Source organism: Pseudoflavitalea sp. G-6-1-2 (assembly GCF_012927185.1).
Taxonomy (GTDB): Bacteria; Bacteroidota; Bacteroidia; order Chitinophagales; family Chitinophagaceae; genus Pseudobacter.
Window position 1 is genome coordinate 1,289,247 of record NZ_JABBGB010000001.1, and the last position, 26,906, is coordinate 1,316,152.

Sequence of the window (26,906 nt, forward strand, 5' to 3'; positions counted from 1 at the left end):
GTACACCAAAGCGAGATCTGTGGCAAAGATGCTGACATAGAATCCGGGCTAATCACCCATCTATGCTCCTATGTAAAATCCAGCCCAAATCTGCTACCCTATTGAATGCTGTTTTTAGTTTACCCGGTTCATTTCTATGAACAATTTTACAATTCCGGAACAACGAAATCCAGAAGCAGTTACCTGTGCTGCTTTTCTTTCCTTCTTCCATTGGGAATCTCACCTGCTGCGAAGCGTGGGTTTGCAACCCATCTGCATTCACCTCCGGGCCTTCCTGCCCACTTCATTCAGCGGCTTTTCTTCCTCCATTCTCTGTAATTCCCTGTGTTTTAATTCACTTTTAATACGATATTTACAGCGTCAGCGCTCCTTTGGCTGTTTATTTCTGAATTTTGCCGGCATAAGTCATAACTATGAATATGGATGAAGTCAAAATCTTGCTCGTAGAAGACGAAAAGAAAATCGCAGAAGCCCTCCGCAAGGGGCTGATGGAGCAGCAATACCATGTGGAAGTTGCCTACGACGGACTGATCGGAAAGAAAATGGTCGAAACATACAAGTTCGATCTGGTGATCCTCGACATTAACCTTCCCGGCATGAACGGGTATGAGCTCTGCAAAGAGATCCGCAAACGCGATGAGCGGATCCCAGTTGTGATGCTTACCGCCCTCAGCGCCACCGATGATAAGATCGAAGGTTTCGATGCAGGAGCAGACGACTACATTGTAAAACCTTTCGATTTCAAAGAGTTGCTGGTGCGCATCCGCGCCCTCCTCAAAAGGATCTACCAGAATGTGCCCACCGGCAATATGCTCAAAGTAGCAGACCTGGTTATGAACCTCGACAGCAAGGAGGTGACCCGCGCAGATAAACCCATTTCGCTCACGGCAAAAGAATTTCAGTTGCTGGAGTATCTGGTGCGCAATAAGAACCGTGTGGTTTCACGGGCGGATATTGCCCTCAATGTGTGGGATATCGATTTCGATACCAAAACCAATGTGATCGACGTATACGTAAACTTCCTGCGAAAAAAACTCGACAGGGATTACGATGCGAAGCTGATCCACACACAGGTGGGCATGGGTTACATACTCAAAGAAAACCCCTGATTCTGATTGAAGATCAAGTATAAAATAACCGCACTCTTTGCATTGCTGGCCACTGCCATCATGTTGCTCAGCAGTGTGAGCGTGTATTATTTTACTTCGCGCGATCGCGCCGAAGCCTTCACCAAAAGGCTGAAAGGCCGCGCCAACAATAACGCGCAGATCTACTCCATCTTTGGCGACAGCAGCCTCAAACTGCTTACCACCATCGACTCGGGTTCTGTAAATACGCTTCCGCGCAAGAGCGTAGTGATCTACGATTACCTCGATCATCCGCTCTACGAGTTCAATGCTCCGGGAGAATCCACGCCCTTTGTTGACAGCAGTATTCTCGAACGCTCGCGCGTAGAAGAAGAGATCTACTTCAAAGTGGATGGCAGGGAAGCGATCGCCTTTCACCATACCGACAGCAAGAACCGCATTGTGATTGTAGTGGCAGGATATGATGCTGATGGATGGGCAAGGCTGATACAACTTCGGCATATCCTCTTTCTCGGCCTGCTCATCGGAATTGCCATTGCACTTATCGGCGGATATGTTTTCTCTACCCAACTGGTGAAGCCGCTCTCGATGATCATTCAGGAAGTGAAGGATATCTCCTCGCAAAATCTTTCGCATCGCCTCGAAGCAGGCAGCGGGCACGATGAACTGCATCAGCTGGCCAACACCTTCAACGATCTGCTCAACCGCCTGCAGGAATCTTTCAATATTCAGCGAAGGTTTATATCCAATGCCTCGCATGAGTTGAGTACACCACTCACTTCCATTTCCAGTCAGTTAGAAGTTACGCTGCATAAAGACAGAGACATCGAAGAATACAAACAGGTGATGCTGAGCATCCGTGAAGATGTGAAGCAGATGCAGCAGCTCACCAAAAGCCTGCTCGAAATTGCCAAAACTGGCTCCCAGGGCACCATCGAGCTGGTTGAAGTGCGCATCGATGAAGTGATGTTCAAGGTAATGGGAGATGTGCAGAAGATCAGTCCGGCTTACAAAGTGGAACTGCACTTCGAAGATATCCCCGACGACGACCGCGAATTTCTCGTTTTCGGAAACAGCGATCTGCTCTACAGCGCTATCAAAAACTTTGTAGAGAACGGCTGCAAATATTCTCCCGATCATATCAGTTGGGTGGACCTCAGTTTTCAGAACAGTCAGATCATCATCAGAGTAAAAAACCAGGGTGATGTAATTGCTGAAGAAGAGATTGAGAACATCTTTCAGCCATTTTACCGAACCAATACTGCAGCTACAAGAACCAAGGGTTTCGGGCTCGGATTGGCGCTCGCCAAAAGGATCATCGGGCTGCATAAAGGCTCTATCAATGTGCAGTCGGATATCGTTTCAGGAACCGTTTTTACCATCATTTTACCGTCCATCAAGGCATTCTCACGCTGATTTAATTTGTTTTTAATCTTTCTTTAATCCCCGTTTAAGAGGATTGGATCAAATTTGGCGACTTATAAAATGGTATGAACTACCGGTTGCTTTTTCAATGGATCCCTCTTACCTGCATTATCATCTTGTTGGTTGCAGGTGCATTTCTGAAACAAAAGAATGTAAGTCTGGACAGACAGAACAAGAAGCTTGTATTGCAGAACGACTCTATTCTTTCCGTGAATATCGAGTTGCTGAAACAAATGACAAGACTGAAAGAATCGCTCGACAGTCTGCGTCCTCAATAGGTTGAAACCCTTATTCCCTATCAGTTTAATGGCCTTTTAATTCACGATTAATCACGGTTTAATTGCTTAGTTATAGCTTTATTTAAAGTGGAAGCACTGGATGCATGAAGAAGCTATTTAATAATATTCTGGTGCCTGTTGAATTCAGTAAACAGACAAGCCAGGTGGTTGGTAAGGCGGTGATGATAGCAAATCATTTCAGGTGCGATGTGCATCTGTTGTTTGTGGAGAATCACGCTATGGCTTCGGCTGATAAACACCTTGTTCAGGCATTTACGGAAGGCGAACTCGCCGACTACGAAGTAAAGATGCAGGAACTCAGAAACGAATATCTGCCGATGCTTGAAGATGGCTTACAGCTACTAACGGCTATGCGTAAGGGAAGTAAGGAACTGCATGTTACTTCTTACGCTAATCAAAATCAGATCGATCTTATCATCGTGGAAAAACCGTACAGTATCCTGCCCATGCGGTTTGCCCGTTCTTTCAATATCAATCGCATTTCCAAAAAAACAGGTTGCCCGGTTCTTACCGTAAAAGGAACTGCCAAATTAGAAGCGATCCGCAATATCGTATTGCCGGTTGATGCACACCTGCCTTTGAGGAAAGTGATGTTCGCCAGTTATCTCGCCAAACATTTCAATGCAAAGATTCACCTGATCGCTCTTGCCGGTCCTGGTGAGGCGGAAGATGTTGAAAGCAAAGTTTATCTCTACAAAACCTATCAGCTATTGCGGGAGAATACCAATCTCTCCATCGAATGTCATACCGTACCGGGAGGCAATATTGCAGATACAACATTGGAATATGCGCGTCAGATCGATGCAGATCTGATTGTAGTGAATCCGGGTAAAGAAATGCTGCTTTCCGGATTTGTGAACAGGCTCTTTGCGCGATTGCTGTTCAATGAATCGCGTATTCCTGTAATGACGGTAGCACCTGCCCGCTAACTTCTTTTCGATTTCTTTTTTTGTGGTGATCTGTACCCGATTTTAATCAGAGATTTACATTTAATTAATTCCGATCCTTCGGGAAAAGTCGTAACTTTTATATCCCCTCTAACCAGACCGGTTATCAACTTATCTATGGCCTTACTGCGTGCCGGGAAACAATTTGATTGCTTGGCTTTGTCTATTCTGCCATCATAAAATTGGAGCGATCATGAAAATGCATGAATATCCTTACGTGAACAAGCGGAAGAAAACGATCCGCTTTATGATCCACCACAGTTGTGCAGATCATATTGCACTCTCCGGTTCTTTCAATCACTGGGCGCCGGATGAATTGCTGCTGATTCATGATAAACAGGATGAGTGGATCATCGAAATTCCGATGCTGCCGCATGGCAAGTATCATTACAAATTTTACATCGACGACAGAATGTGGATGGAAGACGTGGAGAACAGGCATCGCGAACCAGACGGGGTTTCCGGCTGGAACAGCGTGTTGATTGTATAGCGGACAAACTGCACCATTAAAAATAATCAAGCCAGCATGTGGCCGGATGATCCGGTTACAGGCTGGCTTTTATTTTGGCCTGCTGCGAGGCAGGATAATCTTATCAGGCGTTATTGTAAATCTTGTAAACAGATTCGCGGAGCGGATCTCCTTTGTCTGAGCAAATGAATTCCATCAGGTCTGCAATCTGTTCGCCCTTTACCCACTTGCTGGTGTCGGCATCGGGCATATCGCGGCGATTTGTGGGCGTATCGATAGTGCTGGGGGCGATTACCGAGCAAACGACATTGGTGCCTTTAGCGCTTTCGTTCAACAGCTCAGCGAGCTTGAACAGCATGCTCTTTGCAATGGCATAGGCCAGTACATTTTTGCCGGCAGCGGGCTGTAAGGCAGGTTTAGAGCCGATCAGCACAATGCGGCCATAACCATGCTGGTGCATATGATTGAAGAGCGGCCTTGCTGTGTAATACGCTGTTTCGAAGTTGATATGAAACTGGTCTTTGATGGCTTGTCCGTCTGTAGTATCGATATTGCCCATGGCAAAACCACCAACGAGCAGCAAGGCTCCGTCGATCTTTTTGTGCTTGCTGATCATGGCATCGATGAAGGTGCTGGTTTCTGTTTCATCGCCTACATTCACTACGTGGAATTCATAACGGGCATGCCCCTCCGCAAAACTGTTTCTGTCTTTCGAGTGGTCTACCGCAATCACATGGTAATCTTCGGATGTGAGAAATCTTTTTACTACAGCGGAACCCAGTCCTCCGTTTGCTCCTGTGATGATGATGGTTTTAGACATAGTGAAGATATTTGATAGAACTGCAAATGTACATTTAATAGTTCCGCGGCATTCTTTTTGATAAAAAAAAGGACCCTACGTAGAGACGTCCGGTCCTTTCCAACATGAGTTTCATGTGGATCCTTTTTAAAACACAGCGTTCGGTTCCTGCCGGTTCTCGTTATTGTTCCGGTAAGAACTGGTGCTGTTATCGAGCAGTAGTTCCATTTTGATATCAGATCTGATGTAGTCGTTGTCGGGTTCCAGAGGAACTTCAGTAAAGCCCAGTTTGTGGTAAAGTGATAAGGCTGGTTTGAGGCTTTTGTTCGAGTACAGAATTACTTTGCGGGCGCCGAGCTTTGCTGCTTCTTCGATAATGGCTTTACCGAGAATATAACCGATTCCTTTACCTTGATATTGTTCGCTTACTGCCATTTTGATCATTTCGTATACATCATTGTCGATCTTCCGGAGTCCTACAACTCCGGCGGCAGTGCAATCGTCTAACGCAATCAGGATGGAGCCACCTTTATCGATAATCGTCTCTTCCGGATTTTGCAGCACATATTCATCAGCGGGTTCTATCCGGAAGTATTTTTCAATCCAAGCTCTGTTGAGGCTTACATAAGCGCTCTTGTATTTTGCTTCATACGAAACTACAGATATATTCTGCATTTTGTTTGCTTTAATCGTTAATTTTTATGGTTGGTGCCACATCGTTTCCTATCGACACCACTGCGTTTACCAATGCATCGAAGTCGGCAAGTCTGCTGCGATGATTGGTGATGGCCGCTCTTATCACGTATTTGCCATTCAGTAATGTGTATGATGGAAGCGCTATTCCTTCTTCATGCAAACGCATTAGAATTTCTTTGTTGATATGATTCAATTCATCATCTGTATGTTGTGATGTTGCATATCGGAAACAAACTATATTCAGTGATACTTCGGCCATCAGCTGCAGATTGTCTTCCAGCCTGATAAGGTTGGCGAGGTATTCTGCCTGACGAATATTCTGTCGCACCAGCTGGCGGTATTTCTGCATGCCGTTCTCTTTCAGGCTCATCCATACTTTCAGTGCTTTGAATCCTCTCGATAATTCCATTCCAAGGTTGCTGAAAGCCTCGGGCCCTGCAGAAAGTCCGCGCTCGTGGGTAACCAGGTAGTTTGCCTGAACAGTAAATGCATTGCGATGTGCGTCTGCATCTCTGATCAGAACACAAGCTACTTCGTAGTTTACGTATAACCATTTGTGATAGTCGAAAGCCAGGCTGTCTGCCAGTTCGATGCCGGCAAGCTGTTGCTGAAACTCCGGCAATATTTTGGGGATCGCTCCGAATGCACCATCGATGTGGAACCAGCAACCGTATGCCTTTGCGATGGCAGAAAGTTCTGTCAGCGGATCGATGGCTCCGGTATTTACAGTGCCTGCATTTCCGATGATGCAGAAAGGGGTAAGTCCTGCAGCAATATCTGCTTCGATAGCTGCTTTCAGTTCATCGGTTTTGATGCGGTAGTTTTCATCGATGGGAATTCTTCTGAAATTGTCGTTGCCGATACCGATCACTTCAATTCCTTTGATAGCACAGTTATGCGTTTCTGATGATCCGTATACGATCAGTTGCGACTGCACAGATTGCAATCCTTTCGCACGAATGGTTTTGTTGAAATGATTTCTCGCAACAACAAGTGCCGTGATATTGGCCAATGATCCCCCACTCAATAGTATGCCGCTTGCTTCCGAAGGAAAGCCCATCATTTCTTTTGCCCAGCCGATCACTTGTTTCTCCACGTACATGGCCATATGATCACCGAGACTCACGTTGGAATTCATGCCACTCGCGAGCATATCGGCGAGCATGCCCATGGGCGTACCGCCGCCCTGAACCCATGCCCAGAAACGTGGATGCACATTGTTGTTATTGAAAGGGAGAACCTGATTGAAAAAATCTTCATACACAGATGCGGCTTCCTGCGACTGTTCGGGCAGCGGTTGATTCATGCTGCCGACAGCATAGGCAGATGGTTTTTTCCATGCCGGCAATTGGCCGGCTGATTGAAGATAATCCAGCATATCATCGAGCATCTGATGGCCGAGTGTTCTGATGGAGGTCCAGTCCTGCGGATCGAGCGTAGCTTCTTCGGAGAGCATAATTTCTGTTTTCATACACACCGTTTTGGGGAGATCCCATGGAGGGGGAAATGAGTTTGTCAACACAAATTTCCTATGATTTTCTGATTGAAAACAGATTCAGATTCGGATTTATAGACTGTATCAGATTGGGAGTACAGAAGAAAGTGAGAAGAGTTGAAAACGATGAAAATCAGTGTGGTTAAGCCTGTTAGAGAAATGTGCCCTTACGGTAAGGCTGAAAACCTTTTTTCTCCAAATCGGTATAGATCAGATTGAAAGAAACGGGATGAACGACAATTGATATATGATAATGCGGGATCTGTTGATCTATCTAATGCATAATTACCTGACAGGCATCAGGCGTATACACGATAATTTGTTGATTGGACGATTGATCAGAAACAGGAAGCTGGTTTGTTGAAGAAGGATAACCGGAACGAATATCTGCCACAGTGAATCCCATGTTTGCATAGATCAGCAATCCCCACAATAGCTTTTTCATACACCGCTGGTTGAACAATTGATAGAATAAGTGTGCCTGTAAATTTGCATCGGATTCTACTTGCAGACAAGCCTATACTGCATCAACTGACGATTTTACTGACTGAGCCGGTGTATTAGTTACATCAATAAAAAAGAGGCTGTCTCTTTTTCTGAAAACTCCTGCTTTTCAGCTCCGGAATTGTTCAGACTGAGTCAGCCTCTCTGAATCTATTGAACTGCTGATGGCGGGTAAGGCCATCAGCAAAAAGGTTTATACTTCGTGTACACCAACAGTGCTGCCGTTGGCATTTACTCCCTGATAGATGCGTTCGATAGCATCGTTGTATTTCTCTGTGATTACTTTTCGTTTGATGCTCAGTTTTGGAGTAAGCTCTCCGGTATTGATGCTCCACTCGGCGGGCAGCAATTCGAACTTCTTCACCTGTTCTACATGATTGAAGTATTTGTTGTAATTCTCAATCAGGTTTTTGTAGAAGGCGATCACTTTGGGTTCTTTAGCCAATGCAGCATTATCCATTTCGGGGAGTCCTTCTTTCTTCGCCCAATCTTTGAGGTTGGCGAAGGAAGGCACTATGAGTGCGCCAACAAATTTTCTTTCCGGTCCCACTACCATTATCTGTTCGATGAATCTTGATTCTTTGATCTTATTCTCGATAGTAACAGGCGCTACATATTTGCCACCGCTGGTTTTGAAGAGTTCTTTTTTGCGGTCGGTGATTTTGAGGAATTTGTTGTCGATCATCTGGCCGATGTCTCCTGTATGGTACCAGCCTTCCGTCATACATTCTGCTGTGAGATCGGGGCGTTTGTAGTAGCCCATCATAACGTTGGGGCCTTTACAAAGCACTTCGCCGTCTTCAGCGATCTTTACTTCCACGCCGTTAACGGTAGGGCCAACGGTGCCGAACATGCGATTTTCAACCTGGTACCGGTTTACGCAGATCACGGGTGAGGTTTCGGTAAGGCCGTATCCTTCCATGATGGGAACACCGGCTGCCGTGAAGATTCGGATGAGGCGTACCTGAGCGGCTGCACCTCCAGTAACGATGCAGAGCAGCTGGTTGCCCAGCGCTTCGCGCCATTTGTTGAAGATGAGTTTGTTTGCCAGCGCCAGCTGCATGTTGTACAGAATTCCCTGATTCTTGTTGATCTCAAATCTGGTGGCGAGATTATGTGCCCAGAAAAAGAGTTTCCGTTTGATGCCGGTAAGCTCTGCTCCTTTGGACATAATGCGTTCGTACACTTTCTCCAGCAATCTCGGTACTGTGGTGAACATATGAGGCTTCACCTCTTTGAGGTTATCGCCAATAGTCTCCATGCTTTCTGCATAGTAAATGGAAGCGCCTTTGAAAAGGTAGATATAGGTTACCATCCTTTCAAAAACGTGGTTCAATGGCAGAAAGCTCAATGCGCGCAGGTTCTCTCCCGGAGGAAAACAGGGGAGGCAGGCCTGTACGTTGCTGAGGATATTGCGATGGCTCAGCATCACGCCTTTGGGCGTGCCGGTAGTGCCGGAAGTATAAATGATGGTTGCGAGATCTTCGTATTGAATGGAATCGGCGATGGCCGCTACTCTTGCAGTATTGGCGGCATCGGCGAGGGTAAGCAGTTCTTTCCAGTTGCGGGCGTTGGGCACTTCTTCGATGGTGAAAATGAATTGCAGCAGTGGGAGCTTGTCTTTGATGCTCAGAATTTTCTGCATCATCTCTTCATCGTTCACAAAAATGATCCTCACTTTAGAGTCGGTGAGAATGAATTCCAGATCGGCGAGGCCGATGGTGGGATATACTGGTGTAAGTGCTGCTCCGATCTGCATAACGGCCATGTCGATCATCATCCATTCGGGCCGGTTCTTTGCCATGAGGGCCACCTTATCCCTGCCTTCGAGGCTGCTGTCGCCGGGGCCGATGCCAATCGACAGAAGGCCTGCGCTCAACTGGTCCACAATATCTTTCACTTCCCTGGTGCTATAAGTTTTCCATGATCCGTTCACTTTGGCAGCAAGCATATCAGGAAGCGGCTTTCTTTCCAGGTGATAATTCAGGCAATCGAAAAGGCGTTTGGGTTCGGTCATACAATCGTTTTTTACTGGTTATTCCACACTAACAAATTACCAAATATGCGCTAATAAAAAAAGCTATTCCGGGGCTTTAATGGCCGCAGAATAGCCGGATGGGTGCAATACCGTAATTATTTCAAGGCTGTCTGGTAGTATTGACCAGTGGCCGGTAACTTAAAAACACGATTCTTTTGGAAATTGTTGAACTGGCTGGCTTCTTCAGAATGGGCTTTCGTCCAGTTATCATAGCCGGCCAGGTTGGCGGCAGCTCCGAAAATCCATTGATTATAAGCATCAAATGTACCTGCTTTGAGCAGTTGCTGCTGATAATCGAAAAGGCGGAACGGATAACTTTTAGCATTTCTTGCAAACCATTCTACTATGAACTTGGTGCGGATGGCAGACATTGTTTCGGGAGTAACGCCGTTTGTTGCCACATAGTTGGACTGTGTTTGCATGATGTCGAGGAAAGCCTTCACAAACTCATTCTTTACATCCTGATTTTTAGTGAGGGTGGCATCCGTGAACAATTTCTTGTAGCTGTCCAGCAACAGGGTCTTGATTTCAGGCGTTCTTTTGGAATAGCTTTCGATATTCACGAAGATCTCTCCGTAGATCAGGCTCCACACTTTATCCTGCGTGAAATAGTAGTATTTGGCTGCATTGTAATAATTGCCGGAATGATTGGGATCTGCCTGGATGCCCTGTTCCCACTGACGGATCGCTTCTTTGTAATCTTTCTTCGACCAGAGCATTTCGCCATATTCACTATAGAGAACGCCGGCTGCCGGATATTTCTTTAATGCAGCGCGATACATCTTCTCGCAATCTTTTCTTTCTTCCAGCGCTTTGTACACCATTCCCAGAATCTGGTAACTCTGGATGTCTGCATCTTCTCTTTCTGTGATGGGTTTGGCTACGCTCATGGCATGCGCATAGTCGCGCTGAAGATAGTATGCAAAGGCAAGGTCTTTCTGCAGGTCGAGGTTTCCGGCATCTTTCTGCAAGGCACGGTTCAGGATCATGATGGCATTGGGATAATCTCCCTGGCGTACAAATCCTTTGGCTGTTTCCTGCAGGTTCTTGCTATCCTGATCCTGGGCAGCAGCTATACCTGCTGATAACAATAAGCTAGCGGCAAATAATAACTTTTTCATATCTATCAAAGATAGGTGTTTGAAGGTGATAACGGCTGGGACCGGGGTTGGGTCTACGAATAATGGCAATTGATTAACAAGCTTTTAATGCTGGTCTAATCAACTCAATCGATCAGATGGGTGAGTAATCCGTCTCTGAGCTTTGGTTCGAACCAGGTGCTCTTGGGAGGCATTACATTTCCGCTGTCTGCTATATCGAATAATTGTTGAATGGTTACAGGATGCAAACTGAATGCTACAGCCATTTCCCCGCTGTCCACTCTTTTCTCCAGCTCGCCAAGTCCGCGGATGCCGCCAACGAAATCAACGCGTTTGTCTGTACGCTGATCTTTGATGCCGAGGATCGGGTCCAGCGCATTGTTGGAAAGAATGGTTACATCGAGTACGCCAATCGGATCTTCCGTGAAAGTTCCGGGCTTAGAAGTGAGTTTGTACCAGCTTCCATCGAGGTACATGCCAAATTCGTGGAGTGATGCCGGTGAGAGCGCTGCATCCACCTTTTCGATGGTGAAAGCTGATTGCAGTTTTTCCAGAAAAGCTTCTTTGCTCAGTCCGTTCAGATCTTTCACTACACGATTGTAATCCATAATGTACAACTGATTGGACGGGAAAAGCGTAGTGAGGAAAAGATCCGCACCTGGTTTGGCTTCTCCGCCAAGCGCTTTGCGCACTTTGGCTGCGGAGGCCGCACGGTGGTGACCGTCTGCGATATAGGTTGCAGGTACCAGCTTGAGGAATAATTCCGAAATAGCTCTGATGGTATTGGCATCGTCTACTACCCAGATGGTATGGCTGATCTTATCTTCAGCAGTGAAGAGGTAAGCCGGATGATTGGCGGCTTTCCAGTCTTCGATGAGTTTATCGAGCTCGGCCACATTTCTGTAGGCAAGAAATACGTTGCCTGTTTGTGCGCCGGTGGTTTTGATATGGTTGATCCTGTCCTGCTCTTTTTCAGGACGGGTGAACTCGTGTTTTTTGATCAGGTCCTTTTCGTAGTCGTCTACTGAACTTCCGCAAACGAGGCCGGTTTGGCTGCGTCCGTTCATGATCAGCTGGTAGATATAGTAACAGGGCTTTTCTTCGCGGAAAAGGGTACCGCGACTGATAAAATCCTGCAGGTTTTCTTTCGCCTTATCGTATACAGGCTGAGAATGAATGTCTGCATCTTCAGGAAGGTCGATCTCCGACTTGGTGATATGAAGAAATGAATCGGGATGGCCAGCCGCTTCTGCGCGGGCTTCCTTGCTATTCAATACATCATAAGGTCTGGATGCAACTTCTTTTGCCTTTGCCGCAGCAGGTCTTAACGCTCTGAAAGGTGAAATGGTAACCATAACTGTGAATTATGTAACTGTCCTGAACAGGTTTAAATGAATGATAATACCGGATATGGAACCTATGCAAAAAACGATCCCATAAGCTGGGTTAGCGTAAACAAAATAAAAGGCTTTAAGAGTATTTACCAAAAAGCCTTTTACGTGATGGATGGTTTATGATGGTCAATTAATGGTATCGGATCAGTTTCTTACTGGCATGGTATAGGAAACCGGTGTGCCGCAATCGTAGTTGGCAAAACCATCGGTGAGGCCGCAGCTGCCGATATTGCTTCTGTTGTATTCGAAGAAGCTGGCTCTGTCCCAGGCAAGCTGCCGTATGATTTCATCTTTCGTTTTTACCATTATGTTGTAACCGAATGGCTCGATGGTGAATGCTTTGATAGTGGTTTTGATCGATCCTGAGAACGATTTGCTTCCTTCGGTATCTTCTTCATAGATTCCGAAGACCTGCTGAATGTTTTTAGGTTCCCAGTTGGAGTCCCAAATGCTGTTCAAGGATTTCCATCTTTTTTTACGGATGTCCGATCGCTTCAGATCTACCGAGATCACATTTTCCGGACTGGTGATCTGCCCTTCAGAATTCTGTTTCATAAAGCCATCGCCTCTGATGAACCGTAGCTCCGAGCCTCCGCCATTTCCAGTGAAGCTGATCAGGTGATCGTATTGACGGGTACAGCGCACATTGCCGAGGAGTACAGCATTGATGGGGGCCGGTGGTGGCGCGGGCGTGGCTGCCTGACCGCCGGATTGAGCAATGTGAGTAAGCTGAAGCTCGCAGTAATCATCGTTCACCCTAACATCTTTGTAGCAGGTTCTGCTGAGGCAATTGTAAGGTTCTCTTCCCGGAGCTTCGTTGGCATCTCTGTCTGCTGCTACCAGCGTGGCTCTGGGCCATTCCTGATCATCTCTGGGATTAACAGGTCTGTATACATCCGAGTAAGGGTTATAGATGCTGAGATCTTCCACATCGCCAGCATCTGTTACCGGATTCATGGTACCTCCGTTCAGTTCCATTCCCGTACTGATGGAATCTGCAGAACCGGCTGCTGTGTGGTACTTGATGGGTAATAGCTGCCAGTCGGACCCCGGCGTATACCCTTTGCGTGGCAATGAATTACTGAGAATGGGATAGTTGCCTGTAGCCAGACAGGAATCGAACTTTCGCTGAAATATGCCTGCACTAAGTCCGAACTGTTTGAAGCTGTCGGTCTGGTAAACCGGACTTAATCCCGGTGCCAGCAGATCTTTCAGCATGATGCGTTCATCGGCATAGTAACCACTCCAGATGGCTGCCTGCGCTTCCCTGAATGCATCGGGGTTCTGATAGATCTGTTCGAGCATGGCTGCGAACTCCTGATGCAGTTTTGCTTTTTGTTTTCCTTCGGGTGTTAGTGGCAGACCGTCGGGGTTTCTGTTGATGGAATCGAGGTTTCTGTTGCAGGAAGAAATGTACAGGCCAATGATGCCTGTAAAAATGATAAGGAGAAATCCAGATAGTTTCATGAGAGTAAGTTTATTGTTTCGGTTATCGGTTTTCGATCACCGTTACAAACATAAGGGCGGATGAAATTGAACAGAACAGGTCAGTAGTAATGAGGTTGAAATATAGCTGTAGGTTGTATTGTAGCGGGTAGAGCGATAAAATTGTGGGTGGGACAAGAATGAATGTTTAGAAATTAGTGCATAAAAAAAGAAGCAGCATTTTGAGATGCTGCTTCTTCATTCTTTTATTTTTTTGCTGAATTTCTGCTCAGCGATTATCCATTCTTCTTTGCAAAATCATGCATCAATGAAGTGAGCGCTTCCACGCTGCCCAACGTCATCGCATTGTACAACGAAACCCTGAAGCCACCTGAAGACCTGTGACCTTTAACTCCGATCATTCCATTTTCCTTGCAGGTATCGAGGAAGGCTTTTTCCAGCGCAGGATCTTCGATCACAAAACAAACGTTCATCTTGCTGCGGTCTTCTTTCGCTACTGTACCCTTGAATATTGGCAGTGCGTCGATAGTGTTGTACAGCAATGCTGCTTTCTGATTGTTGATCTTCTCAATGGCAGATACACCTCCCTGAGCTTTCAGCCAGCGGAGTGTGAGCATGCACACATAGATGGCAAAAACAGGCGGAGTGTTCAGCAGTGATCCGTTCTCGATATGATTGCGGTAATCCATCATGGTAGGCAGCTGCCTGTCCACCTTTCCGAGAATATCTTTTTTCACTATCACGAGATTCACGCCGGCTGCGCCTACGTTCTTCTGTGCTCCTGCGTAAATGAGATCGAATTTATTGAAGTCGAGCTCGCAGCTGAGAATATCACTGCTCATGTCGCAAACCAGCGGTACGCCTGCATTGTAGAAGGCAGAGTAATCGTGCCACTGAGTTCCGTAGATGGTATTGTTGGAAGTAAGGTGAAGATATTTCGCAGTTCTTGGAAACTGGAAATTCTTAGGAAGCTGGCGGTAGCCGGATTCTTTTCCGCTGCACACCACTTCTACATGCCCGTACAATTTTGCTTCTTTGATAGCTTTGGAAGCCCATACACCCGTATCGGTATACGCTGCCACTTCATTTTCGTTGAGCAGATTCATCGGCACCTGGAAGAATTGGGTACTCGCGCCACCATGAAGGAATAACACTTCATGCTGATCATCCAGATGCATCAGTTCTTTAACCAGCGCGATGGCCTCATCGATCACCGCCTGAAAAACAGGTGTTCTGTGGCCCAGCTCCAGAATGGAAAGACCAGTATTGTTGAAATTCAGGACTGCCTGACTTGCTTCTTCAAATACTTCTCTGGGTAAGATGCTGGGGCCCGCGTTGAAATTGTGGATCATGTGCTTCTCTTCTAATTGGTAAATACTAAACAGATAAATGGAGTATCAAATTTACTCTATTCACCGGAAAAGATTCCCCATTATTTGAACCGATGAGTCCTGAGGCTGCTCAAACGGTTGCTGGTACTGCGTTTGAAGCCTCTGTTAAATAGTATAGGCGGCCAGTTTTCAAATGCCAACTGTTGTTAGTTTTTTTGAATAGACGCATCACTGTTTCCTCTCCTGTGATGCTTCTCTGATCCATTCTTTGTTGAGCCATTCCACTGAACTGCGCCCGGTGCTGTCTCCGTTCTCAATCAATGCTGAAAGATCAGGCTGGCCTGCATTCAGCCAGGCAGTATACCATGCAGAAGCAACGGCATGGATGCTTGTGCGCAATCTCCGTTCCGTCATGTCATTCATGCCGCGGTGATAAGCAGTTAGAAAGGGGATAGAGAATTGCCGCGCCGTTACGCCGTTGCGCTCTCTGTAAGCATATTTGAACGACTGAGGAAAAAGCGCTGAAGCTGCTCTCTCTTCGGAAAGCACCGTATCAACTGCGGCAGCACTTTCGAATACGGTATTCCAGAAAAAGGCAGATGGATCGGGGAGGTAGTTGGCGCGGGGTGTGAGCAATATCCATTCCTCTTCTGCAAACAATTCGGGAAGAGCAGATTCCCAGAGCGCATGAATGCCGCGCTGATTGGTGAACTGGCCGTCGTAATTGCTGCATGCATGCAGCGGGACATGCGCATCGCCGAGGTAATGTCCCAGATCGGCAGCCAGCCGCAGAATCAATGCTGTTTGTTTTTCTCTGAATGCTTTGGTAAGCCGCTGCTGCATCACCTGCAGCCACCAGGGCACAATGCCGTGCGCCTGCAAACTATCCAATGTATACCGGGTTTGCGCTTTGCGGAAATTGCGCGGCAATGAGTCGTAAGGCGGACCATAATGATCGAGGTCGATATAATGCCGGGCAGCTTCCTGCGGAAGAATGTACCGCCGCCTGTCCGGATCCACTGCATGATCCTGCAAATACCGGATATGATGTTTGAAAAAGACTAGCATCTCCGGAGGTAGCAGAAATACTGCCTGAAAATTGATCAGCCGGTGAGCATAGAATCCCCAGGAATAAATGGGGGAGGATGAAAGAAGCATGCAGCACAGTGCAAAGATTGTTTTCATAAGTAAGATCGTTTTCGGTTGACCGGTAACGGTAGGTACGGAAAAATGATCCTACTTACGAAATAATATCTGCTATGGATTTTCCTCGTCGATAACTGTAACACCGCCGGAGATGGCGAACTTCATGGCGTCTGTTGAACTGATCTTATCGTCGAGCATCCTTATTCTGTCTGGTCTGATGAAATAGAGCCTGCCCGTTAACGCATAGGACTGCGGAATATACACGGCAACATATTCAGACAATCCAAACTCGTGCAGTTCTTCGCGGGTGATGAATGCGATCTGCCAAACATCTTTCCCGTCGATATCTACCAGCACGCTTTTCTCGAACTTCTTTTTCTTTCCTGCAAATGCTTCGAAGAAATCTTTGATAGTGGTATAGATGAGTTTTATGCCGGGTGTTCTTTCAAGGATCTTATCGAACAGCTCCACCAGCTTGCCCACGATGAAGGAAGAAGAGATATACCCAACGAAGATCACTACCAGAATTACGAGTACGAATCCTACACCGGGTATTTTGATTGGCCGGCCCTGTCCATCCGTTCCAAGGAAGCTGGGGAAGAGTTTTTCAATGATACCGGGCAATATGCCGTCGATAAAATTGAACAGAGCAGAAACAGCGTACACCGTAATTGCGATGGGCGCCAGGATGATCAGTCCCTGCAAGAAATATTGGAAGATCTTTTTCAATGCCTGCTTCGGTGTCATACGATGAGGGAGATTTGAATGCAAACTTACCGCGGGGATCGTTACTGAGGAAATCTGAAAAAGGAGTTTGGGTAGCATTCTTTCCTTCACCGGCAGAATCAGCCATTTCGTCTAAGATGTTCACAATCAATCCCAGCTGCTGTTTAAACATTTATAGTCAGGCTTAATTTTTGCACGAAAACGGTGCTCACCAGCAAGTCTGTCGCATTTCGCCCAGCTTATCCTTCTATTTGATTACGGCAAAGAAAATAATCACAAAGGACAAAAAAATACTTCCGGAAACTTGCGCTACTTTGAAAGTTTCCATAGTTTTGACTCCGATTATGACTTTACCAGACATTCAAACCAGAGAAAGAATCCGGCAAAAAGCTGATGAGCTTTTCATGCAACTGGGCACCCGGAACGTGAGCATGGACGACATTGCAAGGGATCTCGGCATGAGCAAAAAAACCATTTATCAGTCGTACAACGACAAAGACGAACTGGTAAATGCCGTGCTCGATTTCATTCTCAGCAAAATGAAACGCGAGTGCGAAGAATGCAAAACCGATAGCCACGATGCCATTCACGAACTGATTCTTACCATGGAGCTGCTCGCAGAACAGTTCCGCAATATGAATCCGATCATACTGCACGATCTGGAAAAACACCACACAGCCGCTTTCATGAAGTTCGTTCATTACAAGCAGGATTATCTCTTCACCGTAGTGAAGGAAAATATGATGCGGGGGATCCGTGAAGAACTCTTCAGGGCAGACCTCAATGTGGATGTGCTCTCCAAATTCAGACTCGAATCGATGATGATGCCTTTCAATACACAGCTCTTCCCTACCAGCAAGTACACACTGATACAGGTGATAGAAGTGATCATGGGGCATTATATGTTCGGGCTTGCCACAGCAAAAGGCCATGCCCTCATTCTCCAATACAAAGCAGAAAGAATAAAAAGCAAACCAATATGAGCCCTTATCAGGTAGTAGCAAGGCGAAGTACATCAGCGCTGATCATTTTCCTGGCAGGCATTGCGCTCCCATCCACCCTGGTGGCGCAGAACCGTCATGAACTCTCCGTGAAGCAGTGCGTGGAATATGCCAACAAAAACAGTGTAGCTGTAAAGAATGCACTGATAGATATTCAAATACAGCAGCAGACAAATAAGGAGATCACCGCTGCTGCATTGCCATCCCTTACCGGTTCCGTTGAAGCAAATTACTATCCGAAAGTTCCGGTTCAGTCGTTCCCCAACTTCATTGCAGCCGCCACTTATGGAGTGCTGGAGGCGGAAGGAGTGAAGAATGGAAGTGGTCAACCTATCGTTTCTCCTAAAGATTTCGGATTTGTGCAGGCGCAGTTCGGTACCAGCTGGACGGCTTCTGCAGGCGTATCACTTTCACAGCTTCTTTTCGACGGACAGGTATTCATCGGTCTGCAGGCGAGAAAAACCAGTATGGATTTTTCAAACAAAACAGTGGAGGTAACACAGGAGCAGATCAAAACCAATGTATACAAGATCTATTATCAGCTGGTGGTAGGAAAGAAACAGATCGAAACATTCGATGCCAATATCGCCCGGTTTGAGAAAACCCTCTCCGACGCCAAAGCTTTCTATCAGCAGGGATTAGCAGAAAAACTCGATGTGAACAAACTCGAAGTATCCCTCGCCAATATGCGCACAGACAAACTCAAAGTGGAGAATGATCTGAAGGTTGGAACACTGGGATTGAAATACCTCATGGGCATGCCTGCAAGAGATGAACTGATTTTGTCTGATACTCTTTCAGAAGAAAAACTGAAAGAGAACCTGCTCGATGAGAATTACAAATATGAAGACCGCGTGGAATATCAGCAGGGTGAGCTGGCCAAAAAACTCAACGAGTTCAATGTAAGGCGCTACGAACTCAGCAAACTGCCTACTGTAGCCGCTTTCGGTACATTCAGCAAGAATGCTATGCGTAATTCTTTCAACTTCTTCGGTAAGGGCGACTGGTTCACAACTGCACTTGTAGGAGTAAAAGTATCGGTTCCCATCTTCGAAGGATTTGCCAAAGATGCGCGCATCGCAAAAGCAAAACTGCAATTAAGGCAGATAGAGAATAACATAGAGAACGTAAAGCTCTCCATCGATCATGATGTGCAGGCAGCCCGTATCGATATCGGTAATGCGCTGCTCACCATGGAAAGCCAGAAGAAAAACATGGAGCTCGCCGAAAGCGTGTTCAATCAGGCCAAACTGAAATACGATCAGGGCCTCGGATCGAACCTGGAGATCACCAATGCGCAGACAGAATTGAAAACCGCACAGATCAATTACTACAGCGCACTCTACGATGCAGTGATTGCCCGCATCGATTACGCACGCGCAATCGGCAAATTATAAACCACCTTTTATCAGCATAAATAACTAATCATGAATACGATTTTAAAACTAAGTGCCGGTGTGTTGATGCTCACGCTTGCAGCCTGCGGCGCTTCAGTGAATGATGCTATCAGTAAAAAGAAAGAAGAGCTCAAAGAACTGAAAGAAGAACAACAGACACTTACGAACGATCTCACCAAGGTTAGCGATAAGGTGAAAAAACTGGAAGATGAACTGGCGAAGCTCGACTCATCTTTCAGAAAACCGGAAAAAGCCAAACTGGTAGCCGTTGTTGCCGTGGCTCCTGAACGCTTCACGCACTACGTAGACCTCAAAGGAAAGATCGATGCGGTGAATACTGCATGGGTAACGCCACGTGGCCTGGGTGGACAAGTGAAAGCACTCTACATTAAACAAGGCGATGTTGTGAAGAAAGGTCAGCTGCTGCTGAAACTCGATGATGGCGTAACCCGTCAGCAAATAGAGCAGGCGAAAATTCAACTGAGTGCAGCCAAAACATATTATGAGCGCCGCAAAAATCTCTGGGCACAAAACATCGGCGCTGAAATAGATCTGATAAATGCCAAAGCTGCAATGGATGGTGTTGCCAAACAGGTAGACCTGCTGGAGAACCAGCTCGATATGGCCAATGTATATGCAGAGATGAGCGGAGTGGCCGAGCAGGTAACCATCCGTGTGGGTGAAACTCTGAGTGCACAAACCGCCAATCTGATGGGTATCCGCATCGTAAACACCAACGATCTGAAAGCTGTTGCCGATGTTCCTGAGAACTACCTCAGCAAAGTTGGTGTAGGCAGCAACGTGCTGATCACACTTCCCGAATCGAACAACGATACCATCCGCGCACGCGTAAATGTTGCCAGCAAACTGATCGATCCTGCAAACAGAACTTTCTACATCGAAGCACGTGTACCTGCAACCAATAGCCTTCGCGCCAATCAGCTCGCTATTGTTCGCATTCAGGATTACACTACGGCTGATGCCATCACCATCCCCGTAAGTACACTGGGCAGCGACGACAAAGGAAAATTCGTAATGGTAGCAGTGAAAGATAAAGGCAAACTCACAGCCACCAAGCGCGCCGTTACTGTTGGAGAACTGTATGGCAATAAACTGGAGATCAAATCTGGCCTGCAGGCCGGCGATCAGCTGATCACCGAAGGCTTCCAGGGCCTCTACGAAGGTCAGGTTATCACTACAGATGTAAAGTAAGTTTCAGATTATTAAATTAACCTTATGAGTGTTTTAGAAAACCTTACAGGGAAATTCAAACAGTTCGGTCCAACCACCTGGAGTATAAAGAACAAGACCTCTATATACCTCATGATGCTCTGCGTGAGCTTGATCGGTGTGTATCAGTTTGTAACCCTCCCCAAAGAACAGTTCCCGGATATTGTGATCCCTACCATATACGTACAAACGATCTATGTAGGTAACTCACCCAAAGACATCGAAAACCTGGTGAGCCAGCCCATCGAAAAAGAGATCAAGGGCATCACCGGAGCCAAAATAAAAAAAGTAACCAGCACTTCAGTTCAGGACTTCTCCGCCATCATGGTTGAGTTTGATACCGATGTAAAAACGGATATCGCCCTGCAGAAAGTGAAAGATGCGGTAGACAAGGCCAAGAAAGATCTTCCTACCGATCTCACAGAAGAACCCCGCGTACAGGAAGTAAGTTTCTCCGATCAGCCCATCATGTATGTGAACGTTAGCGGAGACTTCGATGTAGTGCAGCTGAAGAAATATGCAGATGATCTCAAAGACCGGCTCGAAGAACTGAAGCAGCTCAACCGCGTTGACCTGGTAGGTGCTCCGGAGCGCGAGTTCCAGATCAATGTAGACAACTACAGAATGCAGAGCGCCAACGTAACTTTCGACGATATCGAAAGAGCCGTGAAGCAGGAGAACCTCGATATTTCAGGAGGTTTGCTCGAAACCGGCGACACCAAGCGCAACCTGCAGTTGAAAGGACAGTTCAAAACTGCCTACGATATCGAGAAAGTAGTGATCCGCAATAACAAAGGCAGAGCAGTTTACCTGAAAGATATTGCCCAGATCAAAGACACCATCAAGGAGCGCGAAAGCTACGCACGTCTCGATGGAAAGAATGTGATCACCCTCAACATCATCAAACGTGCCGGTGAGAACCTCATCGAAACCTCAGATGCAGTTAAGCAGGTGGTAGACGAAATGAAAGCGGAAAGCTTCCCCCGCAATCTTGAAGTGGTGGTAACCGGTGATCAGAGCAAAACCACCCGCACTTCTTTCAACGAACTGGTGAATACCATCGTTATCGGCTTTTTGCTGGTACTGATAATTCTGATGTTCTTCATGGGTGTTACCAACGCCTTCTTTGTGGCGTTGTCGGTGCCGCTCAGCATGTTTGTGGCCTTCCTCTTTTTGCCGGCTGCAGATCTGATCGTAGGATCGCACGTAACCCTCAACTTCATCGTGCTGTTTGCATTGCTGTTCGGGCTGGGTATCATTGTGGACGATGCCATTGTGGTGATCGAAAATACCCACCGCATTTTTGTGCAGGCAGGAGGTAAGCTCAGTGCTGAAAAATCGGCCATGATGGCCGCGGGCGAAGTGTTTGTGCCGGTATTGGCTGGTACGCTCACCACCCTTGCTCCGTTTCTGCCGCTGCTCTTCTGGCCGGGCATCATTGGCAAGTTCATGATCTACCTGCCAACGATGCTGATATTTACACTCACTGCTTCACTGATTGTGGCGTTTATCATGAACCCCGTATTTGCGGTGGATTTCATGAACCACGAAGAGCATGAGAAAAAGAAGTCGGACATCTTCAAAAAGCCCGCTCTCTGGGTGGCTGTAATAGTAGGTGCCATCCTCGACATAATGGGGTATACCTTCATGGGTAACCTGCTCATCTTTATTGTGCTGCTGGTGATACTGAACACGTATGTGCTCGATGGAATGATCAAAGCATTCCAGCACCGCGTACTTCCCTGGATCATGGGCCATTACGAAACCCTGCTTCGCTGGGCGCTTAAAGGATGGAGACCCGTATGGATGCTGATAGGCACTTTCGTATTGCTGCTGTTCTCGTTCGGGGTCTTCATGGTGAGAAGTCCAAACGTTGTGTTCTTCCCCACCGGCGATCCCAACCAGATCTATGTTTACCTGAAGCTGCCTGTTGGCGCTGATGTTAATTATACCGACTCCGTTACCAAGATACTGGAAGGCCGCGTTGCCAAAGTGTTGGGAATGGAGAAAGGAAAGAAGAACCCTGTGGTTGAAAGTGTGATCACCAATATTGCTGTAGGCGCAGGTGATCCGCAGAGCGGCGACAGAAGTACGCGTCCGGAACAAGGTCGTATTCAGGTTTCGTTTGTAGAGTTTGAAAAACGTCACGGTGTTTCCACCAGACCTTATCTCGATTCTATCCGTGCAGTGGTGAAAGGAATTCCCGGTGCAGAGCTGAGTGTGAATCAGGAACAGGGTGGTCCTCCAACAGAACCTCCTGTAAATATCGAAGTAGCAAGTGAAGACTTCGATGCGTTGATCAAAACAGCCACGAACCTTAAGAACTATCTCGACCGGATTCAGGTGCCCGGTGTGGAAGAACTGAAAATGGATGTGGATCTCACTAATCCGGAGATATCGCTTATTGTTGACCGTGAGCGCGCCATGATGGAAGGTGTTTCTTCCTATCAGGTAGGTATGCAGATCCGCACCGCTCTCTTCGGAAGAGAACTGAGCAAGATCAAAGATGGAGATGAAGAATACAAAATACAGTTGCGTAACGAAGAGCTGCAGAGAAAGAACCTCTCCACGCTGCTGAACATGAATATCACTTTCATGGATCAGTCTTCGGGAAAACTGAAATCTGTGCCTATCAACTCACTGGTGAAATATGAGTTCTCCAGTACGCTCGGAAGTGTGAAGAGAAAGAACCAGAAACGTATGATTACCCTGATCAGCAACGTACTGGTGTCGCAGGGTTATACACCTACCGGTGTGAATGAAGAGATCGCTAAGCATATTGCCAACTTCAAAGAAAAGGCTGATGGCGTAACGATCAGACAAACAGGTGAAGGAGAGCAGCAGGCAGAAACCGGCGCCTTCCTCGGAAAAGCCCTGGTGATTGCGTTGCTGCTGATTCTGCTGATACTTGTGATACAGTTCAACTCTATCAGTAAATCGGTGATCATTCTTACAGAGATCATTTTCAGCGTAATTGGTGTGCTGCTTGGATTCGGCATCACAAAAATGGAAGTGTCGGTGGTGATGACGGGTATCGGTATCGTAGGTCTGGCAGGTATTGTGGTGAAGAACGGTATCCTGGTGATCGAGTTTGCCGATGAGCTGCGCATGCGGGGAATGAAAACCCGCGAAGCAGTGATCCAGGCTGGTAAAACACGTATCATTCCTGTACTGTTAACGGCAGTGGCGGCCATTCTCGGTCTCATTCCGCTGGCGGTAGGTTTCAATATCGATTTCGTGAGAATGTTCTCTGAACTGAATCCGCATATATTCTTCGGTGGTGACAATGCCGTGTTCTGGAAGCCGCTTTCGTGGACCATCATCTTCGGTCTGGCATTTGCCTTCTTCATGACGCTCGTGATTGTACCAAGCATGTACCTGATTGCTGAAAGGCTGAGACGCCCGACACGCAATATGTTCGGAGGAAAATGGGTGAGCTTCATGGGCATTCCGCCGCTGACTGTAGCGTTCATTTTCATGGTGTTTGCCGTGATGATCAAACATGGTTTCAAACGCAGAAAAAGAGTTAGAAAAATGGCCAATAATCCTAAAGTGAATGAAGCATTCACAGGAAGTTGGTTCTGATCATTGCTATTAACCATTAACCCAGTTAAAGCCGGGGGTACATTCGCTGTACCCCCGTTCTTTTTGAAACGCTTTGCCGGCAGTAGCAGGCGTTTTGCCGGAAAATTTTGAGCAGCCCGTAATTTTTCTTTTCCTGCTGCTACTAATATTGAACAAACCTTTATTAATGATTAATATTGCGAACGCAGTATTTGCAATAAAACAATAAGTATGAGAACAAACCACGAGATAGACTATCGCATTTTCGGAGAAGAAATGCAATATGTTGAAGTTGAGCTCGACCCCAACGAAACAGCCATCGCAGAAAGCGGCGCCTTTATGATGATGGATGATGGCATTCAGATGGAAACCATTTTTGGTGATGGAGCCAAAGCACAGCAAGGTTTCTTCGGCAAACTGATGTCTGCCGGTAAACGTGTGCTCACTGGTGAAAGCCTCTTCATGACTGCCTTCACCAATGTTGGCCATGGAAAACGCAGAGTGAGTTTTGCATCACCTTATCCCGGTAAGATCATTCCACTCGATCTGATGCAGTTCGGAGGAAAGATCGTTGCTCAGAAAGATTCCTTCCTCTGTGCCGCGAAAGGTGTGAGTGTGGGCATCGAGTTCCAGCGCAAGCTCGGAACCGGTCTGTTTGGTGGTGAAGGTTTCATTATGCAAAAGCTCGAAGGTGATGGCATGGCATTCGTACATGCAGGTGGTCACGTATTCGAAAGAGAATTGCAGGCAGGTGAAATGCTGCGCATCGATACAGGATGTTTGGTTGCCTATACGCAAACTATCGACTACGATATTCAGTTTGTAGGTGGCATCAAAAATACACTCTTCGGTGGTGAAGGTCTTTTCTTCGCTACGCTGCGTGGCCCTGGTAAAGTGTGGATCCAGACATTGCCGATCAGCCGTCTGGCGGGCAGGATACTTGCTTACGGAACTACCAGCCGCAAAGAAGAAGGAAGCATTCTCGGCGGATTGGGCAATATGCTCGATGGCGACGGATGGAGATAAGAATAATCTGAAGGAAGTTTTAGCATAAATAAAAAAGCAGGCTCTCAAGGCCTGCTTTTTTATTGAATTCAGTTGCAGTGATGCTGCAAACAATTGCTTTATGCCTGCGGCTGTTGCGGCGGCGTTCCGCTATCATCCTTGCCTTGTTGCGGCTTCTGAATGCGTGGCTGTTGCGGACGCTGCTGTTGCTGCGGCTTTTGAGATTGTTGTGTTTGTTGCTGTTGTGGGCGCTGACCATTTTGCTGGCTGGATTGCTGAGGTTTTTGACCCTGTCCACCCTGGCCTTGCTGCGGCTTCTGCCCCTGTTGAGGTTTCTGCCCCTGGTTTTGCTGTCCCTGCTGCTGGCCCTGTCCCTGTTGCTTTTGCTGTTGTTGCGGACGCTGACCCTGTTGCTGATTGGACTGCGGTCTTTGTCCCTGCTGTTGCTGCGGCTTCTGTCCCTGTGCCTGTTGACCCTGTGCGCCTTGCTGAGGTTTTTGTCCCTGCTGTCCGCCCTGTTGTGGACGTTGACCTTGTTGCTGAGGACGTTGCTGCGTTTGCTTCTGAGGTTGAGTTCCCTGCTGTTTCTGTTGCGGGCGCTGACCTTGCTGCTGTTGTGCGCCACCTTTTTGTTGTGGTGCTCTTTCTTTGCTGCCTCCGCCACCGTGACGTTTTTTCTTCTCGGCCTTGTCGAGGCTGCGCAAACTGATCTGTCCAACTACATCCACAAATTCAGGTTCTACTTCTTTCGGTCTGCTGGTAGTTACATCCACTGGTTCCAGCTCATCGGGAATGATACCCTGCGCATTCAGTTGTTTGATCTTGCGCACACGCTCGATGGTGAGCGGGTATTGTTTGTTGCTGTCTGGCAACATATACCACATCAGGTTCTTGAAAATATCTTTCTTGATAAGATTGGCGTAACCTTTGGCTACCTGAATGCTTTCTGCATTGTCCGGGAAATGCTGCAGTGCATCGAGGTAAGTATCGAGTTCATAGTTGAGGCAACATTTGAGACGGCCGCACTGACCGCTCAGTTTGCTCTGGTTGATGCTGAGGTTCTGATAACGCGCCGCAGTAGTGTTCACCGATTTGAAATCGCTGAGCCAGGTGCTGCAGCAGAGTTCGCGGCCGCAACTGCCGATACCGCCCACTTTGGCGGCTTCCTGGCGTGCACCGATCTGGCGCATCTCCACTTTCAGTTTGAACTCGCGGGCATATACTTTAATGAGCTCGCGGAAATCCACACGGTCGTCCGCAATGTAGAAGAAGGTAGCCTTGCGGCCATCTGCCTGAATTTCTACTTCGCTCACCTTCATGTTCAGATTGAGTTGCTTGGCAATGGCGCGAGAATGAATAAGTGCTTCTTTTTCACGGCCTTTATTCAGTTGCCATATTTCGAGGTCTTTGTCGGAAGACCTTCTGAGGATCTTTTTCATTTCGGGCTCAAACTCGTTCAGCCCTTTCTTTTTCAATTGCATGCGTACCACTTCGCCGGTAACGCTTACGGAGCCTACGTCGAAACCGCTTACACCTTCAACCGTAACCAGGTCTCCTTTTTCGAGATGGTGAACGGTGCTGTTTCTGAAATAGTCTTTGCGGCTTCCGTTGTTGAAACTGATCTCTATTACTTTACAGCTACTGTCTTCATCACTGATCGGAAGATTCACGAGCCAGTCGAACACATTCATTCTGTTACAGCCACCCGTGCTGCAACCTCCGTTACTTTTGCAGCCGGCTACTTTGCCGTCTGTACCGCATGAACTACATCCCATTCTTATGTTGAATTGACGATGATTAAATATG

At 47.0% G+C, this 26,906-nt stretch carries 22 protein-coding genes; 10 read left to right on the top strand and 12 right to left on the bottom strand.

The features are described 5' to 3' along the window. The first annotated feature begins 419 nt into the window (after positions 1-419). From HHL16_RS05450 to HHL16_RS05470, 5 genes are all read left to right on the top strand, one after another. The gene (locus HHL16_RS05450) at positions 420-1,109 is read left to right on the top strand and encodes a response regulator transcription factor (RefSeq protein WP_169424120.1); all 690 of its coding nucleotides are present in this window, start codon (positions 420-422) and stop codon (positions 1,107-1,109) included. Positions 1,110-1,115: 6 nt separating this feature from the next. Next, on the top strand, positions 1,116-2,504 hold the full coding sequence (locus HHL16_RS05455) for a HAMP domain-containing sensor histidine kinase (protein ID WP_169424121.1): 1,389 nt from the start codon (positions 1,116-1,118) through the stop codon (positions 2,502-2,504). 74 nt (positions 2,505-2,578) lie between these two features. Continuing rightward, entirely contained in the window at positions 2,579-2,791 is a 213-nt protein-coding gene (locus HHL16_RS05460; protein WP_169424122.1) for a hypothetical protein, read from the top strand. Between the two features lie 104 nt (positions 2,792-2,895). Continuing rightward, complete coding sequence (locus HHL16_RS05465) at positions 2,896-3,741, top strand: universal stress protein (RefSeq protein ID WP_169424123.1); 846 nt, start codon at positions 2,896-2,898, stop codon at positions 3,739-3,741. Positions 3,742-3,952: 211 nt separating this feature from the next. Beyond that, complete coding sequence (locus HHL16_RS05470; RefSeq protein ID WP_169424124.1) at positions 3,953-4,249, top strand: hypothetical protein; 297 nt, start codon at positions 3,953-3,955, stop codon at positions 4,247-4,249. Positions 4,250-4,352: 103 nt separating this feature from the next. Here the strand turns inward: HHL16_RS05470 and HHL16_RS05475 are convergent, their stop codons facing one another. The 11 genes from HHL16_RS05475 to HHL16_RS05525 all read right to left on the bottom strand — a co-directional run bounded on the left by HHL16_RS05475 (position 4,353) and on the right by HHL16_RS05525 (position 16,924). Further along, positions 4,353-5,048: an SDR family NAD(P)-dependent oxidoreductase gene (locus HHL16_RS05475; protein ID WP_169424125.1), complete on the bottom strand. Its 696-nt coding sequence runs from the start codon at positions 5,046-5,048 to the stop codon at positions 4,353-4,355. A gap of 126 nt (positions 5,049-5,174) precedes the next feature. Next, a complete protein-coding gene (locus HHL16_RS05480) occupies positions 5,175-5,702 on the bottom strand; it encodes a GNAT family N-acetyltransferase (protein ID WP_169424126.1) in 528 nt (175 codons plus the stop codon). A 10-nt stretch (positions 5,703-5,712) separates the two neighbouring features. Further along, the gene (locus tag HHL16_RS05485; protein ID WP_169424127.1) at positions 5,713-7,194 is read right to left on the bottom strand and encodes a pyridoxal-dependent decarboxylase; all 1,482 of its coding nucleotides are present in this window, start codon (positions 7,192-7,194) and stop codon (positions 5,713-5,715) included. A 298-nt stretch (positions 7,195-7,492) separates the two neighbouring features. Then, positions 7,493-7,663 carry a hypothetical protein gene (locus HHL16_RS05490; RefSeq protein WP_169424128.1) on the bottom strand — a complete coding sequence of 57 codons (171 nt, stop codon included), beginning with the start codon at positions 7,661-7,663 and terminating at the stop codon, positions 7,493-7,495. A 252-nt stretch (positions 7,664-7,915) separates the two neighbouring features. Continuing rightward, complete coding sequence (locus HHL16_RS05495) at positions 7,916-9,739, bottom strand: long-chain fatty acid--CoA ligase (protein ID WP_169424129.1); 1,824 nt, start codon at positions 9,737-9,739, stop codon at positions 7,916-7,918. Positions 9,740-9,855: 116 nt separating this feature from the next. Further along, complete coding sequence (locus HHL16_RS05500) at positions 9,856-10,881, bottom strand: tetratricopeptide repeat protein (RefSeq protein ID WP_169424130.1); 1,026 nt, start codon at positions 10,879-10,881, stop codon at positions 9,856-9,858. A 104-nt stretch (positions 10,882-10,985) separates the two neighbouring features. Further along, positions 10,986-12,215, bottom strand: a complete 1,230-nt coding sequence (locus tag HHL16_RS05505) for a DUF1015 family protein (RefSeq protein ID WP_169424131.1) — start codon at positions 12,213-12,215, stop codon at positions 10,986-10,988. Positions 12,216-12,398: 183 nt separating this feature from the next. Further along, positions 12,399-13,721: a hypothetical protein gene (locus tag HHL16_RS05510; RefSeq protein WP_169424132.1), complete on the bottom strand. Its 1,323-nt coding sequence runs from the start codon at positions 13,719-13,721 to the stop codon at positions 12,399-12,401. 254 nt (positions 13,722-13,975) lie between these two features. Next, positions 13,976-15,052: a 3-phosphoserine/phosphohydroxythreonine transaminase gene (serC, locus tag HHL16_RS05515; protein ID WP_169424133.1), complete on the bottom strand. Its 1,077-nt coding sequence runs from the start codon at positions 15,050-15,052 to the stop codon at positions 13,976-13,978. A 207-nt stretch (positions 15,053-15,259) separates the two neighbouring features. Beyond that, the gene (locus HHL16_RS05520) at positions 15,260-16,216 is read right to left on the bottom strand and encodes a zinc dependent phospholipase C family protein (protein ID WP_169424134.1); all 957 of its coding nucleotides are present in this window, start codon (positions 16,214-16,216) and stop codon (positions 15,260-15,262) included. Between the two features lie 72 nt (positions 16,217-16,288). Beyond that, on the bottom strand, positions 16,289-16,924 hold the full coding sequence (locus HHL16_RS05525) for a DUF502 domain-containing protein (RefSeq protein WP_169424135.1): 636 nt from the start codon (positions 16,922-16,924) through the stop codon (positions 16,289-16,291). Between the two features lie 323 nt (positions 16,925-17,247). On the opposite strand from HHL16_RS05525, the gene HHL16_RS05530 reads away from it, so the two are divergent. The 5 genes from HHL16_RS05530 to HHL16_RS05550 all read left to right on the top strand — a co-directional run bounded on the left by HHL16_RS05530 (position 17,248) and on the right by HHL16_RS05550 (position 25,121). Then, positions 17,248-17,886: a TetR/AcrR family transcriptional regulator gene (locus HHL16_RS05530; protein ID WP_169424136.1), complete on the top strand. Its 639-nt coding sequence runs from the start codon at positions 17,248-17,250 to the stop codon at positions 17,884-17,886. Further along, entirely contained in the window at positions 17,883-19,301 is a 1,419-nt protein-coding gene (locus HHL16_RS05535) for a TolC family protein (RefSeq protein WP_169424137.1), read from the top strand. Before HHL16_RS05530 ends, HHL16_RS05535 begins: the two co-directional genes overlap by 4 nt. Before the next feature lie 30 nt (positions 19,302-19,331). Continuing rightward, positions 19,332-20,513, top strand: coding sequence for an efflux RND transporter periplasmic adaptor subunit (locus tag HHL16_RS05540; RefSeq protein ID WP_169424138.1), 1,182 nt, complete (start codon positions 19,332-19,334; stop codon positions 20,511-20,513). Positions 20,514-20,537: 24 nt separating this feature from the next. Beyond that, entirely contained in the window at positions 20,538-24,116 is a 3,579-nt protein-coding gene (locus HHL16_RS05545; protein ID WP_169424139.1) for an efflux RND transporter permease subunit, read from the top strand. A gap of 210 nt (positions 24,117-24,326) precedes the next feature. Further along, positions 24,327-25,121: a TIGR00266 family protein gene (locus HHL16_RS05550; protein WP_169424140.1), complete on the top strand. Its 795-nt coding sequence runs from the start codon at positions 24,327-24,329 to the stop codon at positions 25,119-25,121. A 98-nt stretch (positions 25,122-25,219) separates the two neighbouring features. On the opposite strand, the gene ricT is transcribed toward HHL16_RS05550, so the two are convergent. Then, on the bottom strand, positions 25,220-26,875 hold the full coding sequence (gene ricT, locus HHL16_RS05555; RefSeq protein ID WP_169424141.1) for a regulatory iron-sulfur-containing complex subunit RicT: 1,656 nt from the start codon (positions 26,873-26,875) through the stop codon (positions 25,220-25,222). Positions 26,876-26,906 lie beyond the last annotated feature (31 nt).